The sequence below is a fragment of the Nocardioides sp. genome (genome assembly GCF_041913365.1).
Classification (GTDB): Bacteria; Actinomycetota; Actinomycetes; order Propionibacteriales; family Nocardioidaceae; genus Nocardioides.
On record NZ_JAYSFM010000010.1, the window covers coordinates 107,555 to 128,797 of the forward strand.

Annotated in this window: 25 protein-coding genes; 8 read left to right on the forward strand and 17 right to left on the reverse strand. The window is 71.1% G+C overall.

Translation table 11 applies throughout. The features are described 5' to 3' along the window. Positions 1–10: 10 nt before the first annotated feature. The 5 genes from ACE3QY_RS18525 to ACE3QY_RS18545 form a co-directional block, all read right to left on the reverse strand. Positions 11–946 carry a folate-binding protein YgfZ gene (locus tag ACE3QY_RS18525; RefSeq protein ID WP_374457531.1) on the reverse strand — a complete coding sequence of 312 codons (936 nt, stop codon included), beginning with the start codon at positions 944–946 and terminating at the stop codon, positions 11–13. Positions 947–956: 10 nt separating this feature from the next. Next, complete coding sequence (locus ACE3QY_RS18530) at positions 957–2,225, reverse strand: MFS transporter (protein WP_374457532.1); 1,269 nt, start codon at positions 2,223–2,225, stop codon at positions 957–959. After that, the gene (locus tag ACE3QY_RS18535; protein WP_374457533.1) at positions 2,222–2,776 is read right to left on the reverse strand and encodes a helix-turn-helix domain-containing protein; all 555 of its coding nucleotides are present in this window, start codon (positions 2,774–2,776) and stop codon (positions 2,222–2,224) included. The genes ACE3QY_RS18530 and ACE3QY_RS18535 overlap by 4 nt, the downstream gene beginning before the upstream one ends. Before the next feature lie 102 nt (positions 2,777–2,878). After that, complete coding sequence (locus ACE3QY_RS18540; protein WP_374457534.1) at positions 2,879–3,292, reverse strand: Fur family transcriptional regulator; 414 nt, start codon at positions 3,290–3,292, stop codon at positions 2,879–2,881. Next, positions 3,289–3,783, reverse strand: coding sequence for an FABP family protein (locus ACE3QY_RS18545; RefSeq protein WP_374457535.1), 495 nt, complete (start codon positions 3,781–3,783; stop codon positions 3,289–3,291). The genes ACE3QY_RS18540 and ACE3QY_RS18545 overlap by 4 nt, the downstream gene beginning before the upstream one ends. A 24-nt stretch (positions 3,784–3,807) precedes the next feature. Between ACE3QY_RS18545 and ACE3QY_RS18550 the strand changes: the two genes are divergently transcribed. From ACE3QY_RS18550 to ACE3QY_RS18565, 4 genes are all read left to right on the forward strand, one after another. Further along, positions 3,808–4,170: a DsrE family protein gene (locus tag ACE3QY_RS18550; protein ID WP_374457536.1), complete on the forward strand. Its 363-nt coding sequence runs from the start codon at positions 3,808–3,810 to the stop codon at positions 4,168–4,170. Positions 4,171–4,215: 45 nt separating this feature from the next. Then, complete coding sequence (locus ACE3QY_RS18555) at positions 4,216–6,393, forward strand: RNA degradosome polyphosphate kinase (RefSeq protein ID WP_374457537.1); 2,178 nt, start codon at positions 4,216–4,218, stop codon at positions 6,391–6,393. Between the two features lie 162 nt (positions 6,394–6,555). Next, positions 6,556–7,173: a DUF47 domain-containing protein gene (locus tag ACE3QY_RS18560; RefSeq protein WP_374457538.1), complete on the forward strand. Its 618-nt coding sequence runs from the start codon at positions 6,556–6,558 to the stop codon at positions 7,171–7,173. A gap of 4 nt (positions 7,174–7,177) precedes the next feature. Then, complete coding sequence (locus tag ACE3QY_RS18565; RefSeq protein ID WP_374457539.1) at positions 7,178–8,173, forward strand: anion permease; 996 nt, start codon at positions 7,178–7,180, stop codon at positions 8,171–8,173. A 114-nt stretch (positions 8,174–8,287) separates the two neighbouring features. On the opposite strand, the gene ACE3QY_RS18570 is transcribed toward ACE3QY_RS18565, so the two are convergent. From ACE3QY_RS18570 to ACE3QY_RS18595, 6 genes are all read right to left on the reverse strand, one after another. Further along, positions 8,288–9,355 (reverse strand): hypothetical protein, encoded by a 1,068-nt coding sequence (locus ACE3QY_RS18570; protein ID WP_374457540.1) that lies wholly within the window; start codon positions 9,353–9,355, stop codon positions 8,288–8,290. A 226-nt stretch (positions 9,356–9,581) separates the two neighbouring features. Next, positions 9,582–10,361, reverse strand: coding sequence for a phosphate ABC transporter ATP-binding protein PstB (gene pstB, locus ACE3QY_RS18575; protein ID WP_374457541.1), 780 nt, complete (start codon positions 10,359–10,361; stop codon positions 9,582–9,584). Positions 10,362–10,400: 39 nt separating this feature from the next. Beyond that, positions 10,401–11,492, reverse strand: a complete 1,092-nt coding sequence (gene pstA, locus ACE3QY_RS18580; protein ID WP_374457542.1) for a phosphate ABC transporter permease PstA — start codon at positions 11,490–11,492, stop codon at positions 10,401–10,403. Next, positions 11,489–12,430: a phosphate ABC transporter permease subunit PstC gene (pstC, locus tag ACE3QY_RS18585; RefSeq protein WP_374457543.1), complete on the reverse strand. Its 942-nt coding sequence runs from the start codon at positions 12,428–12,430 to the stop codon at positions 11,489–11,491. Before pstC ends, pstA begins: the two co-directional genes overlap by 4 nt. Before the next feature lie 104 nt (positions 12,431–12,534). Continuing rightward, on the reverse strand, positions 12,535–13,656 hold the full coding sequence (gene pstS / locus ACE3QY_RS18590; protein ID WP_374457544.1) for a phosphate ABC transporter substrate-binding protein PstS: 1,122 nt from the start codon (positions 13,654–13,656) through the stop codon (positions 12,535–12,537). A 202-nt stretch (positions 13,657–13,858) separates the two neighbouring features. Continuing rightward, positions 13,859–14,716: an NUDIX domain-containing protein gene (locus ACE3QY_RS18595; RefSeq protein WP_374457545.1), complete on the reverse strand. Its 858-nt coding sequence runs from the start codon at positions 14,714–14,716 to the stop codon at positions 13,859–13,861. A gap of 44 nt (positions 14,717–14,760) precedes the next feature. On the opposite strand from ACE3QY_RS18595, the gene ACE3QY_RS18600 reads away from it, so the two are divergent. Then, positions 14,761–15,810: a hypothetical protein gene (locus tag ACE3QY_RS18600; protein ID WP_374457546.1), complete on the forward strand. Its 1,050-nt coding sequence runs from the start codon at positions 14,761–14,763 to the stop codon at positions 15,808–15,810. Positions 15,811–15,825: 15 nt separating this feature from the next. Here ACE3QY_RS18600 and ACE3QY_RS18605 read toward each other — a convergent pair whose 3' ends face one another. Together ACE3QY_RS18605 and ACE3QY_RS18610 are read right to left on the reverse strand one after the other, a co-directional pair. Further along, complete coding sequence (locus ACE3QY_RS18605) at positions 15,826–15,990, reverse strand: hypothetical protein (protein WP_311292091.1); 165 nt, start codon at positions 15,988–15,990, stop codon at positions 15,826–15,828. A gap of 196 nt (positions 15,991–16,186) precedes the next feature. Next, on the reverse strand, positions 16,187–16,390 hold the full coding sequence (locus ACE3QY_RS18610) for a cold-shock protein (RefSeq protein WP_134720686.1): 204 nt from the start codon (positions 16,388–16,390) through the stop codon (positions 16,187–16,189). Between the two features lie 294 nt (positions 16,391–16,684). Between ACE3QY_RS18610 and ACE3QY_RS18615 the strand changes: the two genes are divergently transcribed. After that, positions 16,685–18,208 (forward strand): M81 family metallopeptidase, encoded by a 1,524-nt coding sequence (locus ACE3QY_RS18615; protein ID WP_374457547.1) that lies wholly within the window; start codon positions 16,685–16,687, stop codon positions 18,206–18,208. Here the strand turns inward: ACE3QY_RS18615 and ACE3QY_RS18620 are convergent. Beyond that, entirely contained in the window at positions 18,186–18,932 is a 747-nt protein-coding gene (locus tag ACE3QY_RS18620) for a copper homeostasis protein CutC (protein WP_374457548.1), read from the reverse strand. The genes ACE3QY_RS18615 and ACE3QY_RS18620 overlap by 23 nt on opposite strands. Positions 18,933–18,997: 65 nt before the next feature. Here ACE3QY_RS18620 and ACE3QY_RS18625 point away from each other — a divergent pair, with 65 nt between their 5' ends. After that, positions 18,998–19,369, forward strand: coding sequence for a universal stress protein (locus ACE3QY_RS18625; protein ID WP_374457549.1), 372 nt, complete (start codon positions 18,998–19,000; stop codon positions 19,367–19,369). Here ACE3QY_RS18625 and ACE3QY_RS18630 read toward each other — a convergent pair. Genes ACE3QY_RS18630 through ACE3QY_RS18640 form a run of 3 tightly spaced genes read right to left on the reverse strand, consistent with a single transcriptional unit; the run spans position 19,359 to position 20,273 of the window. Continuing rightward, a complete protein-coding gene (locus ACE3QY_RS18630) occupies positions 19,359–19,964 on the reverse strand; it encodes a TetR/AcrR family transcriptional regulator (protein WP_374457550.1) in 606 nt (201 codons plus the stop codon). The genes ACE3QY_RS18625 and ACE3QY_RS18630 overlap by 11 nt on opposite strands. Next, positions 19,951–20,109 (reverse strand): hypothetical protein, encoded by a 159-nt coding sequence (locus tag ACE3QY_RS18635; protein ID WP_374457551.1) that lies wholly within the window; start codon positions 20,107–20,109, stop codon positions 19,951–19,953. The genes ACE3QY_RS18630 and ACE3QY_RS18635 overlap by 14 nt, the downstream gene beginning before the upstream one ends. Then, complete coding sequence (locus tag ACE3QY_RS18640) at positions 20,106–20,273, reverse strand: hypothetical protein (protein WP_374457552.1); 168 nt, start codon at positions 20,271–20,273, stop codon at positions 20,106–20,108. The genes ACE3QY_RS18635 and ACE3QY_RS18640 overlap by 4 nt, the downstream gene beginning before the upstream one ends. Before the next feature lie 162 nt (positions 20,274–20,435). Between ACE3QY_RS18640 and ACE3QY_RS18645 the strand changes: the two genes are divergently transcribed. Continuing rightward, entirely contained in the window at positions 20,436–21,125 is a 690-nt protein-coding gene (locus ACE3QY_RS18645) for a DUF981 domain-containing protein (RefSeq protein ID WP_374457553.1), read from the forward strand. Positions 21,126–21,243 lie beyond the last annotated feature (118 nt).

Genomic DNA, 21,243 nt, shown 5'->3' on the forward strand with positions numbered 1-21,243 from the left:
TACCCAAGGATCAGCGGAGGGGGCGCACGTGGAGCCCGACCTCGGGGTCGACGACGACCTCCTGGGCGGCGGGCATGTCGTCGACCGTCAGCCCCGCGTCCACGGGGACGTTGCGCTTGACCAGCGCGAGCGCGATCGGGCCGAGCTCGTGGTGGCGGGCGCTGGAGCCGACGAAGCCGACGTCGCGACCGTCGTACGACACCGGGGATCCGGCGGCGGGGAGGCGGTTCTCCGAGCCGTCGAGGTGCAGCAGCACGAGGCGGCGCGGGGGCCGGCCGAGGGTGTGCACGCGGGCGACCGTCTCCTGGCCGCGGTAGCAGCCCTTGTCGAGGTGGACGGCCGGACCGATCCAGCCGACCTCGTTGGGGATGGTGCGGTGGTCGGTGTCGATCCCGAAGCGGGGCTCGCCGCGCTCGATCCGCAAAGCCTCGAAGGCCCAGAGGCCGGCGGCGGGGCCCGCCGCGTCGGCGTACGCCTCGAGGCGGTCGCGGGGCACGAGGTCGTAGCGTCCGATCCCCTCGCCCGGGCGCCACATCACGGCGAGGTCGTCGACGAGCGCGACCTCGACGCGCGTCATGAACTTCATCTGCTCGAGCCACTCGACCAGCGCCGCGCCGGCGCCGGGCTCGGTGTGTGCGGTGAAGGCCTCGCCGTCGTCGACGCCGGTGAAGGCGTGCTCGACGTGGCCCTGCGGGCTCAGCACGAGCGCCTGGGTCCAGACGCCGGGCTCGAGGCCGGTGAAGTACTGCGTGGTGAGGTTGTGCAGCCAGCCCAGCCGCTCGGGTCCGGAGATCCGCAGCACGTCGCGGTGCGACAGGTCCACGAACCCGTCCCCGCCGGCCAGGCTGCGCTGCTCGGTGTTGAACGAGCCGTAGTGCGCGGCCACCGGGGCGTCGATGCCGTCTCCGGCGACGGCTCCGGGCAGGGCGAGGAGGGGGCTGGCCATGGGTTCGAGTCTAGGCCGCGCCCACGCCCGGCCCCAGCGGGGACGAGGGGTCGAGCGCGGCCGGCGGCTCGTCGACCAGCTCGGGCTCGGACGTACGCCCGCGCAGCTCGTCGCGCAGCCAGAAGGCGACGTGCGCGGCGCCCGCCAGCGTGGCGAGGCCGATGACGAGGAAGATCCAGCGCCAGTCGAGCAGCGTCACCAGCACGGCGCCGAAGGCGAGCGAGATCGCGCTGGGCACGGTCATCACCACCTCGGCGGCGGTCGAGACGCGGCCCATCAGGCGCTGCGGAGTGCGGCGCTGGAGGATCGTCATGTAGGCGACGACCAGCAGTGGCAGCGAGGCGCCGAAGAGCACGATGCTCACCAGCACCCCCGCCATCACCGGCGATGCGGCGATGCCGATCGCGCTCGCCCCGAGGAGGACCAGGCCGAGCGTGCTCGTGGCGACCTCGCCGAAGCGGCGTACGCACCGGGCGGAGGCGACGCCGCCGGCGACCGCGCCGATGCCCTGCACGGACACGATCACGCTGACGTACGTCGCCGCCTTCCCGAAGTGGTCGGTGAGGGCGAAGATCGCCGACTCGGTGAAGCCGAGGACCAGCATCGACAGGCCGAAGCCGATCAGCAGGTTGCCGAGCACCCGGTCGTGGACGAGGTGCCGCAGCCCCTCGGTGAGCTGGCTCCAGTACGCCGACTCCTCGTGCTCGGGCGTCTCCTCCTCGACCCGGATGCTCGCGATGACCGCGGCGGCGAGGAGGAACGACGCGGCGTCGACGAGCGCGACCGCCCAGCCGCCGAGCCAGGCGAACAGTGCGGCGCCCAGCAGCGGGCCGAAGAGCCGGTAGGACTCCTTGATGGTCTGGATGCTCGAGTTGGCGTCGACGAGCAGCTCCTCGGGCATCAGCTCCTTGAGCAGGCCGTTGAGCCCGGCGGGCAGCACCACGAAGCTCACGCCGTAGAGCCCCGCGACCGTCCAGATGATCCAGACGTCGCCCGCGTCGCGGACGAGGAGGAGCGGCAGGACCGCGACCGCGGACAGCACGTTGCCCCACACCAGCATCGGCTTGCGGCGGATCCGGTCGATCCAGACCCCGACCAGCGGCGCGAAGATCGCCGGGATGCACATGAAGAAGAAGGTGAAGCCGGCCATCGCGCTCGAGCCGGTCAGCGTCTTCACCCAGATGCTGAGGACCAGCAGCATGATCGAGTCGCCGAGCATCGACGTCGACAGGCCGGCGAACAGCCGCGTGAAGCCCGGCTGGGCGAACGCCGCCTTCACGGAGCCACCTCGATCGGGGCGGCGAAGGCGACCAGCTCCACCAGCCGTGACCCCTCCGGGCGTCGACCTGGATCCTCGATGCGTTCCTCGAAGCCCCGGATGACCTCCTGGACCCGGCGGTTGACCTCCTCGAGCTCGGCGGCCGTGAGGTAGCCCATGGTCTGGGTGACGGTCGCCGCCTCGCGCCATTCACCCTCAGCGCGCTCGGCGGCGTCGAGGAAGCGGTCGGTCCAGCGCTGCAGCATCACGCGGCTCAGGGCGTCACCCGCGCGGCGCTCCTCGGGACCCGCGTCCTCGGCTCCCCAGGTCAGGCCGATCCTGCGCATCTGCCACGGCCGCTGGCGGCCGCGACCACCCTCGGCCTCCTCGATGAGGTCGTGCTCGGCGAGCTTGCGCAGGTGCCACGAGCAGTTGGCCGGGGTCTCGTCGAGCCGGTCGGCCAGCTGGGTCGCGGTCATCGCGCCCTCCAGCGTGAGCAGCTCGAGGATGCCGAGGCGGACGGGGTGGGCGACGGCCGTCAGTGCGCGGGGGTCGCGGAGCTCGCGGGACATGTATCGAAACTACTCTTTCGAAAGAGTCCTTGCAATAGATTTCTCCGGGTAGTTAGGGACGATTCCGTAGGTCCGAACGCCCTCCGACCTACCGAAACGTCCCTAACTACCCGAGCAGTCGGCGCACGTCCCGAAGATCGCGAGGTGGCCCACGTCGACGACGAACCCGTCTGCCGCGAGGGCATCGACGACGGGCGCGACGAGCCCGGGGTCGTAGGACGACACCTGGTGGCAGCGCCGGCACACCACGTGGACGTGCTCGTGCTCGAGCACGGAGTGGTACGTCGGCGCGCGGTCGCTGAGGTGCGTGTGGCGTACCAGCCCGAGCTCCTCGAGCACCTCGAGCGTGCGGTAGACGGTGGAGGCGTTGACCGAGCTGACCTGGCCGCGCACGTGGGCCAGCACCTCGTCGGGGGTGGCGTGGCGGAGCTCCTCGACGGCGCGCAGGATCAGCTGGCGCTGCGGGGTGAGCCGCAGCCCCTGCTCGCGGAGGCGAGCCGCGAGGTCGTCACTCATGCTCTCTGCAGGCGCGCCCACGTGTGCGGCTGCAGCTCCTGGCCGACGGCGGCCATGTCGAAGGCGTAGAGGAGGTCGCCGTCGACGTTGCCGTACATGCGGGAGCCGGCGTCGACCTCCTTCGCGGTCTCGGTGAAGGAGACGCCGGCGGTGTGCATCTCGAGCTTGCCGCCCTCGGCCGCGCCGTACCAGATCTCGGAGAAGCCGATGTTGTGCGACAGCAGGAACTCGACCTTCCCCGGCTCGGGGCAGCGCAGGAAGCCGGTCTCCATCGCGGCGTCGCGGACGAACTCACCGTCCTCGTCGACGATCCACGCGCGCGACATGTAGTGGAAGAACGGCCGGCCGTCGTGGGTGAAGATCAGCTCCTGGCCGAACTGGAAGGACTCGATCGTCGGGTACGTCCCGTGGCCGTTGCCGCGCCAGGTGCCCAGCAGCCAGGCGACGGGGCCGCAGTTGGGGTGCAGGTTGTCCGGCAGCTCGAAGGGCATGCCCGCCACTCTAGTGTGGGCGACATGGCTCGATCACTGGTCGTCAAGGTCACCTGCGGGGCCGAGGACGCCGAGCGGTGCAACCAGGGGTTCACGGTCGCGGCGGCCGCCGCGGCGTCGGGTGCCGACGTCTCGCTCTGGCTCACCGGCGAGGCCGCGTGGTTCGGCGTACCGGGTCGCGCCGAGCAGCTCGACCTCGACCTGGCCACCCCGCTGGACCAGCTGATGGCGGCGGTGCTGACGTCCGGCACCATCACCGTCTGCTCGCAGTGCGCGGCCCGGCGCGGGCTCGTCGAGAGCGACCTCCGCGAGGGTGTCACGATCGCCGGCGCGGCCGTCTTCGCCGAGCAGGTGCTGGGTGACGGCGTGCAGGCGCTCGTCTACTGATCCGACGTCATCCCACGTTCATCTTTCGGTGCCACACTGGTCGACATGTCCGACCCGGCCACCCTGACCAGCGCTGTCTCGCCGTCGGTGGAGGAGGGTCCGGTCGCCGAGCCGTTCGGCCACCCGACCGAGGTCTTCGACGTCGAGCCGCCCTACACGCCCGACGAGGCCGCGATCGAGGCCGTGGAGAAGTTCGACGACCGGTTCATCGACCGGGAGATCTCCTGGCTGCGGTTCAACCAGCGGGTCCTCGAGCTCGCCGAGGACGAGAGGCTGCCGCTGCTGGAGCGGGCGCGCTTCCTGGCGATCTTCGCCAGTAACCTCGACGAGTTCTTCATGGTGCGGGTCGCCGGCCTCAAGCGCCGCATCGACGCGGGCGTCGCCGTCCGCGCCGCCAGCGGGCTGATGCCGCGCGAGCAGATCGAGCTGCTGTGGTCGAGCTCCCGCGACCTGATGGAGCGGCACGCGCAGACGTTCGTCTCCCTCCTCCCCGCGCTCGGCAACCAGGGCATCGAGATCGTCCGCTGGGCCGACCTCGACCGCGAGGAGCAGAAGGTCTGCAAGAAGCTCTTCAAGGAGCGGATCTTCCCGGTCCTCACCCCGCTGGCCGTCGACCCGGCCCACCCGTTCCCCTACATCTCGGGCCTGTCGCTCAACCTGGCGGTCGTGGTCCGACACCCCAAGACCGGCACCGAGCACTTCGCCCGCGTGAAGGTGCCGCCGACGTTCGGCCGCTTCGTCGGGCTCGGCAACCAGCGCTTCGTCCCCATCGAGGACGTCATCGGCGAGCACCTGAAGAAGCTGTTCCCCGGCATGGAGGTGCTCGGCGCTCACACCTTCCGGGTCACCCGCAACGAGGACCTCGAGGTCGAGGAGGACGACGCAGAGAACCTCCTCAAGGCGCTCGAGAAGGAGCTGCAGCGGCGCCGCTTCGGCCCGCCCGTGCGGCTCGAGGTCGAGCAGTCGATCGACCCGAAGGTGCTCGACCTGCTGGTCTCCGAGCTGGGCGTGAGCCGCGACGAGGTGGTCTCGCTGCCCGGCCCGCTCGACCTCACCGGCCTGAACTCCATCGCCGACCTGCCGCGCGACGACCTCAAGTACGCCGCCTTCCTCCCCTCGACGCACCCCAGCCTCGCCGAGGTCGAGTCCGCGTCCCCCGTCGACGTCTTCGATTCGGTCGCGCGCCACGACGTGCTCCTGCACCACCCCTACGACTCCTTCGCCACGTCGGTGCAGCGCTTCCTCGAGCAGGCCGCCGCCGACCCCCACGTGCTGGCGATCAAGCAGACGCTCTACCGCACCTCCGGCGACAGCCCGATCATCGAGGCGCTCATCGACGCGGCCGAGGCCGGCAAGCAGGTCCTGGTGATCGTCGAGATCAAGGCGCGCTTCGACGAGCAGGCCAACATCCGGTGGGCCCGCAAGCTCGAGCACGCCGGCTGCCACGTGGTCTACGGCCTGGTCGGTCTCAAGACCCACTGCAAGCTCTCGATGGTCGTCCGAGACGAGCCCGACGGGATCAAGCGCTACGTCCACCTCGGCACCGGCAACTACAACCCGAAGACCGCCCGGCTCTACGAGGACCTCGGCCTGCTCACCGCTGACCCGGAGATCGGCGAGGACGTCGCGCTCCTCTTCAACAACCTGTCCGGCATCAGCCGCAACACGACCTACGAGCACCTGCTCGTGGCGCCCGACAGCGTGCGCGACGGGCTGGTCGCCCAGATCCACCAGGAGATCGCCCACCACCAGGCCGGCCGCCGCGCGGGCATCCGGATCAAGGCGAACTCGGTGGTCGACGAGGCGGTGATCGACGCGCTCTACCTCGCCTCGCAGGCGGGCGTCCCGGTCGAGCTGGTGATCCGCGGCATCTGCGCCCTCCGCCCGGGCGTACCCGGCCTGTCGGAGACCGTCCGGGTCCGCTCGGTCCTGGGTCGCTTCCTCGAGCACAGCCGGGTGTTCTGGTTCGAGAACGACGGCGCTCCCGCGGCGTGGATCGGCTCGGCCGACATGATGCACCGCAACCTCGACCGCCGCGTCGAGGTGCTGGTGCGGCTGCGCGACGAGCACGTCGTGCAGGAGATCGGCGCCCTGCTCGACCTCGCGCTGGACGAGGAGACGTCCGCCTGGGAGCTCGGGGCCGACGGCGAGTGGCACCACCGGGCCGGCGTACGTCACCTGCACGACGCCCTCATCGCGCGGCAGCGCACCCGCCGCCGCTGAGCGCCATCGCGAGCCGTTTTCGAGCGACACGCCGGGCGACACGCCGAGCGGCGTACCCCAACGGACGGGCCCTGATCGGGCCGGAGGTCTCGGGTTGCGACTCCGGGCAATCCCTCCCCTAGCATGTTCCCCGGTTCATCCGCCCCCCGTTCGGAGTTCACCGTGCGTTTGAAGTTCCGCCCCGTCGACAGCTCGTTCTACGACCTGTTCAGCGAAGCCGCCAACCACCTCGTGGGAGGCGCCCAGCTCCTCAGCGAGATGCTGGCCGAGGGCACCTCCCGTGCCGAGGTCGCGCAGCGCATGCGCGAGGCCGAGCACGCTGCCGACGAGACCACCCACTCGATCATCCGCCGGGTGAACAGCACGTTCGTCACGCCGTTCGACCGCGAGGACATCTACTCCCTCGCCTCGGCGCTCGACGACGTGATGGACATGATGGACGAGGCCGTCGACCTCATCCTGCTCTACGAGGTGACCTCGCTCCCCGCGGAGAGCACCCAGCAGGTGGAGGTGCTGCAGCGCTGCGCCGAGCTGACCGCGGCCGCGATGCCGTCGCTGGAGGCGATGGGCTCGCTGGACGAGTACTGGATCGAGATCAACCGCCTCGAGAACACCGGCGACAAGTCCTACCGCCGGATCCTCGCCAACCTCTTCAGCGGTGAGTACGAGGCCCTCGAGGTCCTCAAGCTCAAGGACATCGTGGAGTCCCTCGAGGGCGCGATCGACGCCTTCGAGAAGGTCGCGAACATCGTGGAGCAGATCGCCGTCAAGGAGTCCTGACTCGATGGAAATCGCGATCATCATCGCGGTCGTCGTCGTCGCCCTGGTGTTCGACTACACCAACGGCTTCCACGACGCGGCCAACGCGATCGCCACCTCGGTCTCCACCGGCGCCCTGAAGCCACGCGTCGCGCTGGCCATGGCGGCGGTCATGAACTTCGTCGGCGCGTTCCTGGGCCAGAAGGTCGCCCACACCGTGTCCGACACCATCGACCCCGGACCCGGCACGCACGGGTTGGTGATCGTGATGTGCGGCCTGCTCGGCGCCATCACGTGGAACCTCATCACGTGGTACTACGGGCTGCCGTCCTCCTCCTCGCACGCCCTCATCGGCGGGCTCGTCGGAGCCGCGGTGGCCGCGGGCGCGAGCGCCAACTGGGCGGTCGTGCTCGAGAAGGTCGTCATCCCGATGTTCCTGTCGCCGGTGGTCGCCTTCTCGCTCGGCTTCCTGCTGATGGTCGCGATCATGTGGGCCTTCCGCAACGCCAACCCCGGCCGCACCAACCGTGGCTTCAAGGTCGCCCAGACCATCTCCGCCGCCGCGATGGCCCTCGGCCACGGCCTCCAGGACGCCCAGAAGACGATGGGCGTGATCTTCCTGGCGCTCCTCACCGGCGGCTACGTCGCCGAGTCCGACGGCCTCCCCCTCTGGGTCATCCTGGCCGCCGCGACCGCGATCTCCCTCGGCACCTGGTCGGGCGGCTGGCGCATCATGCGCACCCTCGGCCGCCGCATCATCCACCTCGACCCGCCCCGCGGCTTCGCGGCCGAGTCCGTGGCCGCCGGCGTGCTCTACACGACGTCGTACGTCTTCGAGGCCCCGATCTCGACCACCCACACCATCACCTCCGCGGTCATGGGCGTCGGCGCCACCAAGCGCCTCTCCGCCGTCCGCTGGGGCGTGGCGAAGTCCATCCTCACCGCCTGGGTCCTGACCTTCCCGGCCGCCGCCCTCGCCGCCGCCATCTGCTACTGGACCGCCCACCTCTTCCTCCCCTGACCCGGCCCTCCGCCCGCGCTTTCGTAGTTAGGGACGTTCTGGTAGGCCAAAGCACTGGCCGACCACCTAGAACGTCCCTAACTACCCCGGCACCGAGATGGGACGGGCGAACCATCACGCGGCGGGCCGATAGCGCAGGAACTTCGCCCGCTGCTCGGGCGACAGAGCCCGCCGCTGCGCCACGGTGAACGTCGGGACCCACCAGGTCGGCGGCTCGGTGCGCCATCGTCGCTCCTCGGGTCGCCGTCGTTGCGCGCGTGCGTACGCCTCGTGCAGCCGGCCGACGAACGGCTCCCGGTCCGCGATGTCTCCCGCCATCATGATCACGCCTTCGAGGCCGAGCGCGCGGTACGCCGCCTCCTTGGCCACGTCCCGATGACGTACCTCGCCGGCGAGGTGCAGCCCGCCGTCGTACATCCCGTAGACCCCGGCGACCGGGTCGATCAGGTCGGGCGTGCCGACGAACCGACCGTCCAGGGTGAAGACCGGTCGGTTGGTCAATGGCCTCGGGCGCTCTGCCCGGCACCAGGTCCGCCGCATGACGGGCTCCATGGGCGACCAGCTGTTCTCGTCCAGCTCGGGCAGGAGCGTGCGGAGCCTCGGGACACCCTGGCGCACCCAGAGCGACGAGGCCACGAAGTCGGCGAGCTCGACGATCGAGACCAGGTCGTGCATGGCCGCCAGCTCGAAGGCGACCAGGGCTGCCTCGTCGCTCGGTGCCTTCCGCATCTCGAAGGCGACGCTCCACAGAGGCACCCTGAGGCCGCGAACCCGCCGGATCGTGCCAGGAGGCAGGATCTCCTGGCTCACCTTGATCCGTGCGCGGGGCCGTACGGCGTGCAGGTCACCCACAGCCAGCACCACGGGGCGCGGCCGCTGGGCGAGGTCCAGGCCCTCGAACCACATCGCCTGCTGCCAGCGCAGTGCGGCCCACCCCGTCACCGCGCCGTAGCCCGAGAGGACCGCTGCAGCCTCGACGATGCGCTGCTCGGGTGTCGCCTCGACCCCAGCCGGGACCCACAGGCCTCGTGCGGCGCGCCGGAAGGCACCCGACCTGGTCCCCCACTCCGTGGGTCCGCCCTCCTCACCGCGACGCAGCGGCCACACGAGCCCCGCCGGCAGCCCCTCGCGCGGACCGACGCCTCGCAGTGGCCACGCCCCGGCGACGTACTCCCCGTCCATGCACGCACGATGACGGGGCTGTCACCCTGCTGCAGCCGCCCATCCACAGGCCCTCGTCGACCCGTGCCCCGGCCGCCCCTGTGGACGGATCCTGGCTCGCGGGGAGCCCGGCTGTCGGGGTAGTCAGGGACGTTCTGGTAGGTCGAACCCCCGATCTCGCTACCAGAACGTCCCTGACTACCCCGACCCCGATCCCGGGCCACCCCGGTGGGAGAAACCTACCGACTCAGCCGAAGCGGCCGGAGATGTAGGCCTCGGTGGACTCGTTGTCGGGGTTGGCGAACATCTTCGGGGTGGAGTTGAACTCGACCAGGTGGCCGGGCTGGCCGGCGGCCTTGAGGTTGAAGAAGCCGGTCTCGTCGGAGACGCGCGCGGCCTGCTGCATGTTGTGGGTGACGATCACGATCGTGTAGTCGGACTTCAGCTCGTGGATCAGGTCCTCGATGGCCGAGGTCGAGATCGGGTCGAGCGCGGAGCACGGCTCGTCCATCAGCAGCACCTGCGGCTCGACGGCGATCGCGCGGGCGATGCAGAGGCGCTGCTGCTGGCCGCCGGAGAGGCCCATGCCGGGCTTGCCGAGGCGGTCCTTGACCTCGTTCCAGAGGTTGGCGCCCTTCAGCGAGCGCTCGACGACGTCGTCGGCCTCGGACTTCTTCATCTTCTTGGAGTTGAGGCGGTTGCCGGCGAGGACGTTCTCGTAGATCGACATCGTCGGGAACGGGTTCGGCCGCTGGAAGACCATGCCGATCTGGCGTCGTACGGCGACGGGGTCGACGGCGCTGTCGTAGAGCGACTGGCCGTCCACCATCACCTTGCCCTCGACGCGCGCACCGGGGATCACCTCGTGCATGCGGTTGAGGGAGCGCAGGAAGGTGGACTTGCCGCAGCCGGACGGCCCGATGAAGGCGGTCACGGAGCGCGCCTTGATCGTCATGCTGACGCCCTGCACGGCGAGGAAGTCGCCGTAGTAGATGTCGAGGTCGTCGACGGTGATGCTCTTGGCCATGGGGGTGGGTCTCTCTCGTCTCTGCTGGAAGTACGTGGCTCAGTGGCCGGTCTTGGGGGCGAAGATCTTGCCGATGATGCGCGCCACGAGGTTGAGCAGCATGACGATCACGATCAGCACGAGCGCGCCGCCCCAGGCGACCTCGATGCCGGGCGGGGTGCCGCCGGGCGTCTCGGCGATGCCGGGGTTGGCGTTCTGGGTGTAGATCAGCACCGGGAGGGTGGTCATCCGCTCCGAGAACACGTTGAAGTTGGTCCGCGTGGTCAGGCCCGCGATCAGCAGCAGCGGGGCGGTCTCGCCGACCACCCGCGCGATGGCCAGCGTGACGCCGGTGACGATGCCGCCGAGCGCGGTGGGCAGCACGACCTTGACGATCGTGCGCCACTTCGGCACGCCCAGTGCGTACGACGCCTCGCGCAGGTCGGCGGGCACGAGTCGCAGCATCTCCTCGGTCGACCGCACGACCACCGGGATCATCAGCAGCGACAGCGCGACCGAGCCGCCGATGCCCAGCCGGGTCGACGGACCGAAGACGAGGATGAAGAGCGAGAAGGCGAACAGGCCGGCGACGATCGACGGGATGCCGGTCATCACGTCGACGAGGAAGGTGATCCAGCGCGCCAGCCGGCTGCCCTTGCCGTACTCGATGAGGTAGATCGCAGCCATGATGCCGATCGGCACGGAGATCAACGCGGCGAACAGCGTGATCAGCAGCGTGCCGATCAGCGCGTGGTAGATCCCGACCTCCTGGTCGAGGCTGGTGCGGTACATCGAGTAGGTCAGGAACGTCGAGTTGATCGCGGGCAGGCCGCGGTCGACGACGGTCCAGAGGAGCGAGACGAGCGGCACGATGGCGACCAGGCAGGCAGCCCACACGAGGCCGGTGACGAAGCGGTCGGTGGCGCCGCGCGGACCCTCGACCACGCGGGCCCACGCAGGCAGCGCGACCAGGAAGAGGAGCCCGGCGATGACCGCCCAGGCGACGACGCCCCAGCCGAGCAGCAGCACGGGCAACGCGGCCGCGGCGACGGCGACGACACCGACCAGCACCGGCGCGAGGCGCGGCAGCCTGGCGGCGGTGAAGGACACCGGCTCGGAGCGCGGCGGGGCAGGAGCTGTGGTGGTGGTCATCGCGCGAGCCTCCGCTCGTTGCGGGTGACGATCCATCGGGCGGCGAAGTTGACCAGGAACGTCACGAGGAACAGCACCAGTCCCGTCGCGATCAGCACCTGGATCTTGCCCGGGGTGCCCTCCTTGTAGTTGGAGGCGATGTTGGACGCGATCGACGCCGGGTTGCTGCTCGAGATCAGGTTGAACGAGATGCCGCCGCCGGCGGAGAGCACCATCGCGACCGCCATCGTCTCGCCGAGCGCACGGCCCAGGCCGAGCATCACCGCGGACACCATGCCGGAGCGGGCGTAGGGGAAGACCGCCATGCGGATCATCTCCCAGCGCGTGGCCCCCAGCGCGAGCGCGGCCTCCTCGTGGAGGCGCGGCGTCTGCGAGAACACCTCGCGGGAGATCGCGGTGATGATCGGCAGGATCATGATCGCCAGCACCAGGCCGGCGGTGAGGATCGTACGACCCGTGCCCGACGCGGGGCCGGCGAAGAACGGCAGCCAGCCCATGTTCTCGTCGAGCCAGACGTACGCCGGCTGCAGCTCCCGCGCCAGCACCGAGATGCCCCACAGGCCGAAGACCACCGAGGGCACGGCGGCGAGCAGGTCGATCACGTAGGCGATCGGCGTCGCGATCGACTTGGGCGCGTAGTGGCTGACCACCAGCGCGATGCCCCAGGCCAGAGGAACGGCGACGATGAGCGCGATGACCGCGGCCAGCACCGTGCCGAACAGCAGGGGTGCGACGTAGCCCCAGAAGGTGGTGGCGCTGCCGTAGAACTCGGCGGGCTTGGCCAGGCCGGGTACGCCCTCGATGGCCAGGAAGATGAAGACACCCGCCAGGGCGACCAGGATCGCGATCCCGGCGGCCAGGGCGGTGCCGGAGAACACCCTGTCGCCGAGCCGGGCCTTGGGCCGGTCGGTGTCCTCAGCAACAACGGTGGTTGCCACGTGCTACCTCACTCAGTCGTTTCATGCGCCGGTGCGGCGGGCCGGATGTTCCGACCCGCCGCACGCGGCGTAGGTGGTCGTGGGACGAGCCCCCGACCGGTGGATCAGCCCGCGGTGATCGCGTCGACGATGCTCTGCGCCTTCTCGGCGACCGAGCTGGAGAGCGGCGCGGAACCGGCCTCCTGCGACGCCGCCTGCTGGCCCTCGTCGGAGACGATGTAGGACAGGTAGCCCTTGACGAGGTCGGCCTCGGCCTGGTCCTCGTAGGTCTGGCAGGCGATCAGGTAGCTGAGCAGGACGACCGGGTAGGCGCCCGACTCGGTGGTGGTGCGGTCGATGTCGACGGCCATGTCGACGTCGGCGCGACCCTCGGCGGCCGGCGAGGTCTCGACGACCTTGGCGGCGCCCTCGGCGGACGGGGCGACGTACTCCTCGCCGACCTTGACCGAGACGACGGACAGGTCGCCGACCTGGCTCTCGTCGGCGTAGCCGATCGTGCCCTGGCCGCCGGAGATGGCGGCTACGACACCGGAGGTGCCCTCGGCGGCCTCGCCGCCCTTGACCGGGAAGGCGTCCTCGGCCTCGTAGGACCACGAGCTGCTGGCCTTGCCGAGGTAGTCGGTGAAGTTCTTCGTGGTGCCCGAGTCGTCCGAGCGGTGGACGGGCGTGATGGCCTGGTCCGGCAGGTCCGCGTCCGGGTTCTCCTTGGCGATGGCCGGGTCGTCCCACGTCGTGATCTTGTTGTCGAAGATCTGGGCGATCGTGTCGGCCGACAGGTTCAGCGAGTCGACGCCCTCCACGTTGAACGCCACGGCGATCGGGGAGACGTAGGCGGGGACCTCGATCGGGTCCTGACCGGCGCACCGCTCGGTGGCGGCGCTGAGCTCGCCCTCGTCGTCGGTCAGGTAGGAGTCGGAGCCCGCGAAGCTGACGCCGCCCTCGATGAAGTTGGTGCGACCGTCGCCGGAGCCGACCGGGTCGTAGTTGACGGTCACGTTGCCGTCGTTCGCGCCCTGGAAGCCGGTCGCCCACGCGCCCTGGGCCTTCTCCTGCGAGGAGGCGCCGGCGCCGTTGAGGTCGCCGGAGAGGCCGCCCGCGGCCTCGCTCGCGCCGTCACCCGTGCCGGCGTCGCTCTCGTTGCCGGCACCGCAGGCGGTGAGGGACACCGAGAGGGCAAGCACTGCCACGCTCGGGGCAAGCAGCTTGCGGAAAGAAGTGCGGTTCACTTCGAGTGCTCCTGAAAGTCTGATGATTGCTGACGATCAGGACGCTAGGCACGGCAGGAGAACGACCACGGCGTCGTCGGTGAACGGGCGATGAACTCGACCGGACCGGATGGCGTCGCAGATCCGTGCGTGAGACGGCGATCACATGAACTCGGCCCGCGAGCCTTGACGTACGCGCCCTCCGAGTCCTACAAGCCGCTACTCAGGGCTGCAGCACCTCGCTGGCGACCACGCGGCCCTTGCGGTGGTGGGCGACGAGCATCCAGCCGGGCTCGAGCCTGGCGTCCGGGACGCGCAGCGCGTCGAGCACGGTGGGCAGCACCGGGCGGTGGGTGCACAGCACCGTGCTCTCGCCGCTGTCGAGCAGCGCGTCGACCACCGAGAGGACCCCCTCGACGGACGCGTCCTCCTCGCTCAGCTCGTCGTACTTCTTGACCGGCCACCCGGTCGTGTCGACGTACGGCGTCACCGTCTGCACGCAGCGGGTGCTGGAGGAGGTGTGGGCCGAGGTCACGTCGAAGGCGGCGAGCAGCGGGACGAGCCGCTCGGCCTGGAGCTCGCCGACCTGGACGAGCGGGCGGAGCCGGTCGTCCTTCTTCCAGCCGCCGCGCGAGCGCGCCTTGCCGTGCCGCAGCACCACCAGCGCCCGGGTCTTGCGGCGCAGGGGCTGCGCCTCGGCCAGCGTCTCGCGGTCGTGGGGGTAGGTGAGGCGTCGCATCGCCGCGTCCCACGGCACCCACTCGACAGCGTCGATCTCGTCGTTGGGCTTGTAGCCGCTGACGTCGTCGCTGCCGATGACGCGCGCGGTCCAGTACTCGACGGTCTTGAACCGGCCGTTGGACATCCGGTAGCGCTGGGAGGACAGCGCCGGCCCGAGGCGCACGTCGAGGCCGGTCTCCTCCGCGACCTCGCGGACCGCGGCGGTGACGACGTGCTCGCCCGGATCGAGCTTGCCCTTGGGGAAGGACCAGTCGTCGTACTTGGGCCGGTGGACCAGCAGGACCTCACCGCCCTTGCGCGTCACCACGGCGCCTGCAGCGCGCACGTCGCGGGGCTCCATGGAAGTAGTGTCACACCACATCCCGATCCACGAGGAGCCCGCCCGTGCCACGCCGTGCCGTCCTCGCCCTCGTGGGCGCCCTCGTGGTGCTCGTCGCGGGGCTGGCCGCCTTCCGGCTGGTGGACCGCGGTACGCCGCTGCAGCGGGCGCTCGAGCTCGTCCCGGACGGCACCAGCCGAGCCGCGTGGACCGACTGGGCGGGCGTGCGCGCCGAGCTCGGGGCCGACGTCGGCGAGGACTCGGACGCTGCGGCGGTCGACGCCTTCCTGGCCGACGCCTTCTCCCGCGACCTGTCCTCGATGTCGGCGCTCGGCACCTCAGCCGGCGTGATGCAGGAGCAGCTGGGCATCTCGCCCGCGACCCTCGACTGGGAGTTGCTGGCACAGTCCGGCGACGGCGCCGTCGAGGCGATGGGGGTCGGCGACGACGGCGACCTGGGCGCGCTCGCGGACCGCCTCCTCGCCCTCGGCTGGACCGAGCCCGAGGAGGACGACGGGGTCTGGGTGGGCGGTCCGGACGTCCTGTCGGGCGTGGGCCCGATGCTCACCCCCGAGCTCCAGCACTTCGCGCTGCTCGGCGACCGCGGGGTCGTGCTCGCCTCGGACCAGGCGCCCTTCCTCGAGCAGGTCCTCGAGGTCGTCCGCGGGGACGCCGACGCGGCCGACGACCTGGCGGACCTGGCGGGCGCGCTCGAGGAGCCGCTCGCGGCCGCGGTGTACGACGGCGCCCACGCGTGCGAGGAGCTCGCGATGTCGCAGGCCGACGACGACGCGCAGGCGGAGGCCGACCAGCTCGTGGCGGCAGCGGGCGGCGTACATCCCCTCACCGGCTTCGCGATGGGGCTCCGGCCCGGCGGCGACGTCCGGGGCGTGCTCCAGGTCGAGGACGCCGACGACGCGGCCGGCGACGCGGAGGCGCGGGCGCAGCTGGCGGCCGGCCCGGCGCCCGGCCAGGGCGGCGACTTCACCGACCGGTTCTCGGTCCAGGGTGCGTCGTCGGACGGGCGCGAGATCACCCTCGACCTGCGTCCCCGGGACGGGGAGTACGTCCTGTCGGACCTGACCAGCGGTCCGGTGCTCTTCGCGACCTGCTGAGCAGGCGCGGGGCGGTCAGTCCTCGGACGGCTTGCGCGGGGTGACGCCGAGGAGCCGGTCGATCTCCTCCTGGGAGAGGTGCTCCTCGGACTCGCTCGCGGCGATGATCAGCGTGGTGGTCAGCTCCACCTCGCCGAGGAGGTCGCCGTCCTCGAGGGTCACGTCGAACTGGTCGTGCACGTCACCCTCCCTCCTGCTCGGCACGCGGCCCGCCGCCAAATGTACGTCTTCAGGTCCAGTGTCCACGACAGGAGCCGTCGGGAAAATGACCCTTTCGTGTCACTAGTCTCCCCTGAAACCCACTCCGGCCCCTCCCCTTTATAGGGGAGAGGCCGGAGCGTGGATCAGATCTGGACCTCAGTCCAGCGTCCGCCGATCAGAGCGGACGGACGTTCTCCGCCTGCGGGCCCTTCGGACCCTGGGTGACGTCGAACTCGACCTTCTGGTTCTCGTCCAGGGACTTGTAGCCCTGGGTCTGGATGGCCGAGTAGTGCACGAAGACGTCGTCGCCGCCGTCCTCCTGCGCGATGAAGCCGAAACCCTTCTCGGCGTTGAACCACTTAACGGTGCCCTGAGCCATGTCGCTCGTTACTCCTTTGTCGGGGCGTGAGCCGCCACTTCAGCGACCCGCACCAGATGCGGTGACACGCCGCTTGCGACTCACGAGCTGGCAGGGCCCGAAGAACAAACGCCGTTGGATCACAAACTCCGCGGGCGTCGACCTGCTGGAACTTGCACCTGTTGCACGACAAACCCTACCAACAAAATGGCCGGCGTCACCGGTCGAGTTGGACGCGCTGGTGAACACTCGGCCAACGGGGTCGCCGAGGGGGTTGCTCCGGCGACCTGGCACCCGCCCTGACACCATCGCGGGGTGACCGGACCTGCACTCCCGCGCGTGGCCGTCTGCGGCATCAGCCTCGAGGCATCGACCTTCTCCCCCGCCCTCACCACGGCCGCGATGCTGGCCCCGCGGCGCGGGCGCGAGGTCCTCGACGCGTGGGCCTTCTGGCGCGAGGGCGGCGCGCTCGCCGACCGGGCCGAGTGGATCGGCGTCCTCCAGGCACGCAACATCGCCGGAGGTGCCATCCCCGCTGATGACTACGCCTCGCTGAAGGCCGAGATCCTGGCCGGCCTGGTCGCAGCCGTGGAGGAGGCGCCGCTCGACGGGCTGGTGCTCGACATCCACGGCGCCGCCAGCGTGGTCGGGCTCGACGACATGGAGGGCGACCTCGCCCTCGCCGTACGTGCCGTGGTCGGCGCCGACTGCCTGATCAGCAGCGGGATGGACCTGCACGGCAACGTCTCGCGCAGGCTCGCCGAGACGGTCGACCTGCTGACGACGTACCGCACGGCACCGCACGTGGACTGGCAAGAGACCAAGGAGCGCGCGGCCCGCAACCTGGTCGACCGGCTGGCCCTGCCCGCCGGCCGGCGGCGTCCGGCCAAGGCGTGGGTGCCGGTGCCGATCCTGCTGCCCGGCGAGATGACCAGCACCCGGCAGGAGCCGGCGACGAGCCTGTACGCCCGCGTCCCCGGAATCGAGGCGCTGGACGGGATCCTCGACGCCGGCATCTGGATCGGCTACCCGTGGGCCGACGAGCCCCGCAACTGCGCCGTCGTGATGGTCGTCGGCGACGACGCCGACCTGGCGATGTCGGAGGCCACGACCCTGGCGAGCGAGCTCTGGGCCCGTCGCGAGGAGTTCGGCTTCGTCGCCCCCACCGGGTCGCTCGAGGAGGTGCTCGCCGCCGCACTGGCCTCGCCGGTGGGGCCGTACTTCATCTCCGACTCCGGCGACAACCCGACCGCGGGCGGTGCCGGCGACGTGACGTGGACGCTGACCGAGCTGCTCGCGAGCGAGGAGCTGGCGGCCAGCGGCAAGCGCGCGGTCTACGCCTCGATCCCGGACGCCGCGGGCGCCCTGGCCGCGCAGGAGGCCGGCGTCGACGCGGACGTCCACCTCGTCGTCGGCGCCCGCGTCGACGACCGGCCCGCACCGCCGGTCCGGGTCAGTGGTCGCGTGGTCGCCGTCGTGCCGTCCGAGGACAACGTCGAGGTCGTCGTCCGCACGCCGTACGTCGACGTGGTCCTGACCCGGCGCCGCCGGCCCTACCACCTCGAGTCCGACTTCACCCGCCTCGGCCTGGACCCGCGCAGCGCCGACATCGTGGTGGTGAAGATCGGCTACCTCGAGCCCGAGCTGTTCGACATGGCCGCGGACTGGATGCTGGCGCTCACCCCCGGCGGCGTCGACCAGCACCTGGCCCGGCTGGGCCACCGGCGGATCCAGCGGCCGATGTTCCCCCTCGACGACGTGTCGTCGGTCGACCCGCTCGTGGGCGCCGTGCTGTTCCCGGGCGACACGGCTGGGCTCAGCGGCCGAGGGCGGCCATGACCTCCGCGACGACCGTCGCGCTGGTGACGCTGCGGCTGCCCTCGTCGTAGCCGGCGGACACGCCCGCCGACCGGACGCTGCCGGGGGCGCGGAGGTGCACCTCGCGGGCACCCGTCTCGGCCACGATCCGGGCGACGTTGGCGGGCCGCACCCCGCCCCCGACCGCGATCCGCACGTCGTCGCCCCCGCGCCGCACCAGGTCGGCGAGCGCCGGCAGGTGGTCGAGCGCCGGCCCGCTGCCTCCTGAAGTGAGCACCCGGGTGATGCCGAGGTCGCGCAGCAGCGCCAGCCCCGACGGCTTGTCCGGCACGGAGTCGAAGGCCTTGTGGAAGGTGACCGGTGCGTCGCCGCAGGCGTTGACGAGACGGCGTACGGCGTCGGCGTCGGGCGTGCCGTCCGGTCGGAGCGTGCCGATCACGAAGCCGAGGTGCGTGCCCTCCGGGACCGCCGTGCGGGTGGCCTCGACGTCGGCCGCCATCACGTCCACCTCATGCTCCGAGTGGACGAAGTCGCCGGCCCGGGCGCGCACCAGCACCCGGATCTCCAGCCCGGGGGCCGCCTCGGCGCAGTGGCGGACGAATCCGAGCGTCGGTGTCGTACCGCCGTCGGCGAGACCGGCGCACACCTCCAGGGCGTCGGCGCCACCGACCACGGCGATGCCCGCACCATCGACGTCCTCGAGGCAGATCTCGACCAGGGTGCGTGCAGGGGCGCTGGGGGTCACGGGTCCACGCTATGCCGCGACGGGCGTCCGCTACGTTCGTCTCCCGACCTGAACAAGGAGAGCCCGTGAGCGTCCTCGTCTTCTACAAGCCGACCCCCGAGGGCGCGGAGGCCATCCGGGCCGGCGCTGCCCAGGCCGCCTTCCACGCCACCGACCTGATCGTGCACAACCTGCCGGCGGACGCGGCCGAGGCGGAGACCGTCGAGGCGCTCGCCTCCGGTGCCGCAACCGGCGCCGGGGTGACGGTCCGGACCGTCCAGGCGGCGGCCGACGGCTCGCCCGTCGACCAGTTCCTCGCCGCGGCCGACCAGCCCGACGTCGACCTGCTGGTCCTCGGGATCCGGCACCGCACCCAGGTCGGCAAGCTGATCCTGGGCAGCACCGAGCAGCAGATCCTCCTCGACGCCCCGCGCCCGGTGCTCGCGGTCAAGGCCTGAGACCGGCGCCCCCGTCGGGCTGCACCATCAGCGCCCACAGCAGCTCGAGCGTGCGGTCGAGCCAGTCGGGTGCGACCTCCCCGCGCAGCACCAGCTCACCGAGGTAGGCGCCGACCATCAGGCTGACCACGCCCTCGGCATCGAGGTCGGGCCGCAGCAGCCCGGCGTCGACGTCCTCGCGGATCCGGCCGACGAGCGCGTCGACGTAGGGGCGCAACGCCGCGCGGAACAGGTCGGTGAACTCCGGGTCGCTGTTGCCGACGATGGCCGCGAGCCCGCCGGGACCCAGCACGACCCCCATCTGGTGCCACGCCTGCTCGAGGGCGGCGCGGATCTTGTCGCGCACGCTGCCGTCGTCCGGCACGTCCGGAGCGCCGATGGCACCCGAGAGGACCTCGGTGAGCAGCTCGGCGCGGTTGGCGTGGCGGCGGTAGATCGTCGTCTTCGCGACGCCCGACGCGGCGGTCACCCGGTCCATCGTGACCGCCCCCGGACCGCCCTCGCGCAGCAGCCGCAGGACCGCCTCGCGCAGGCGCTGGTCCACGGAGGCCTCGCGCGGGCGACCGGGCCTGGCGGGCTGTTCAGCAGGGGACACGCGTCCTCCGTCGTGGTCGGTCGGCCGGGTCGTCAGCATGCCACCACCGCTCGGCCGCCGTGAGCAGCGCCAGCACGACGGCGTACGTCACGAGGGCCGCGATGGTGAACGCGAGCAGGACCAGCAGCGCGTGCATCGCCGTCACGCCGCCCGGTCGAAGGGACTCGCTCCCCGCTCGGTGCGCGCGGGCCGCGGCCCCGGGTCCCGGCGCCACTTGTCGAGGAAGTAGACGAGGGTGACACCCCCCATCGTCAGTCCGCCGGCCAGCAGGGCCACCACGAGGAACAGGACCACCTCGGGGTTGGGCACGTCCATCACTCCTTCCGTTTTCGATACGACTACCGTAGCGAAACCGATCCTGCGAGCCAAGGTGCCGTACCTCACGTCCCGCAAGGAATCGATACGAACTGCGTAGCGTTATGGAGGCATCACACACGAGGTGCCTGAGGGCACGGAAGGAGCGTGGACGGCATGGTCGTCTACAACGAGCTGGTCGCCCTGACCGCGGGCGCCGGACTGCTCGGGTTCGCCGCATTCCTGGCGCAGCTGATCAAGGGCAGGCGCATCGACAGCGAGGGCTGGGCGGGCTTCTTCGCCGTCGCGGGCACCCTGCTGCTGGCGCTGGGCATCCACACCACGGTCACCTGGCCGTTCGGCGGCGGCGGCTTCGAGTACGCCAACATCGCCTTCGGCCAGCCGGCTGCCGGCTTCGGAGCCCTGCTGGTCTTCGCTGCGGTCTACCTCTGGCGCCACCGGAGCCTGTACGCCGGCCCGGCCGAGGACGCCAACTCCGCCACCCTGGCGGCGTTCAAGCCGGTCGGCATCTTCGTCGGTGCCCTCGGCCTGGCAATGGCCGTCCTGGCGATCACCTTCGTGCGCTTCCAGCTCGGCGCGGCACCCGCGGTGGAGCCGATCAGCGGCCGCTTCGGCCACCTGCCCATCCTCGAGGCGCTGTTCCTCGGCGGCCTGTGGGGCGTCGTCGCCCTCGGCGCACTGCTCTTCGCGATCGCCCTGTGGACCGACCGCCCCCAGCTGCTGCGCTGGGCCGTGTGGGCCTGGGTCATCGGCGGCACGGTGTTCCTGCTCTTCGGCGCGATGAACTTCTACACGCACATCGGGATGTACTACAACATCGAGCACGGCACGATGCACAAGTGGTGACCTGACCGCCCAGCACTCGTCGGGCCCCCCCGCGCCCCCCGCCCCCCGGGGCGGCCCCCCACGGGGGGGGGTGGGGGGGGGGGGGGGGGGGCCCCGGCCCCGCCGGGGGGGCGGGCCC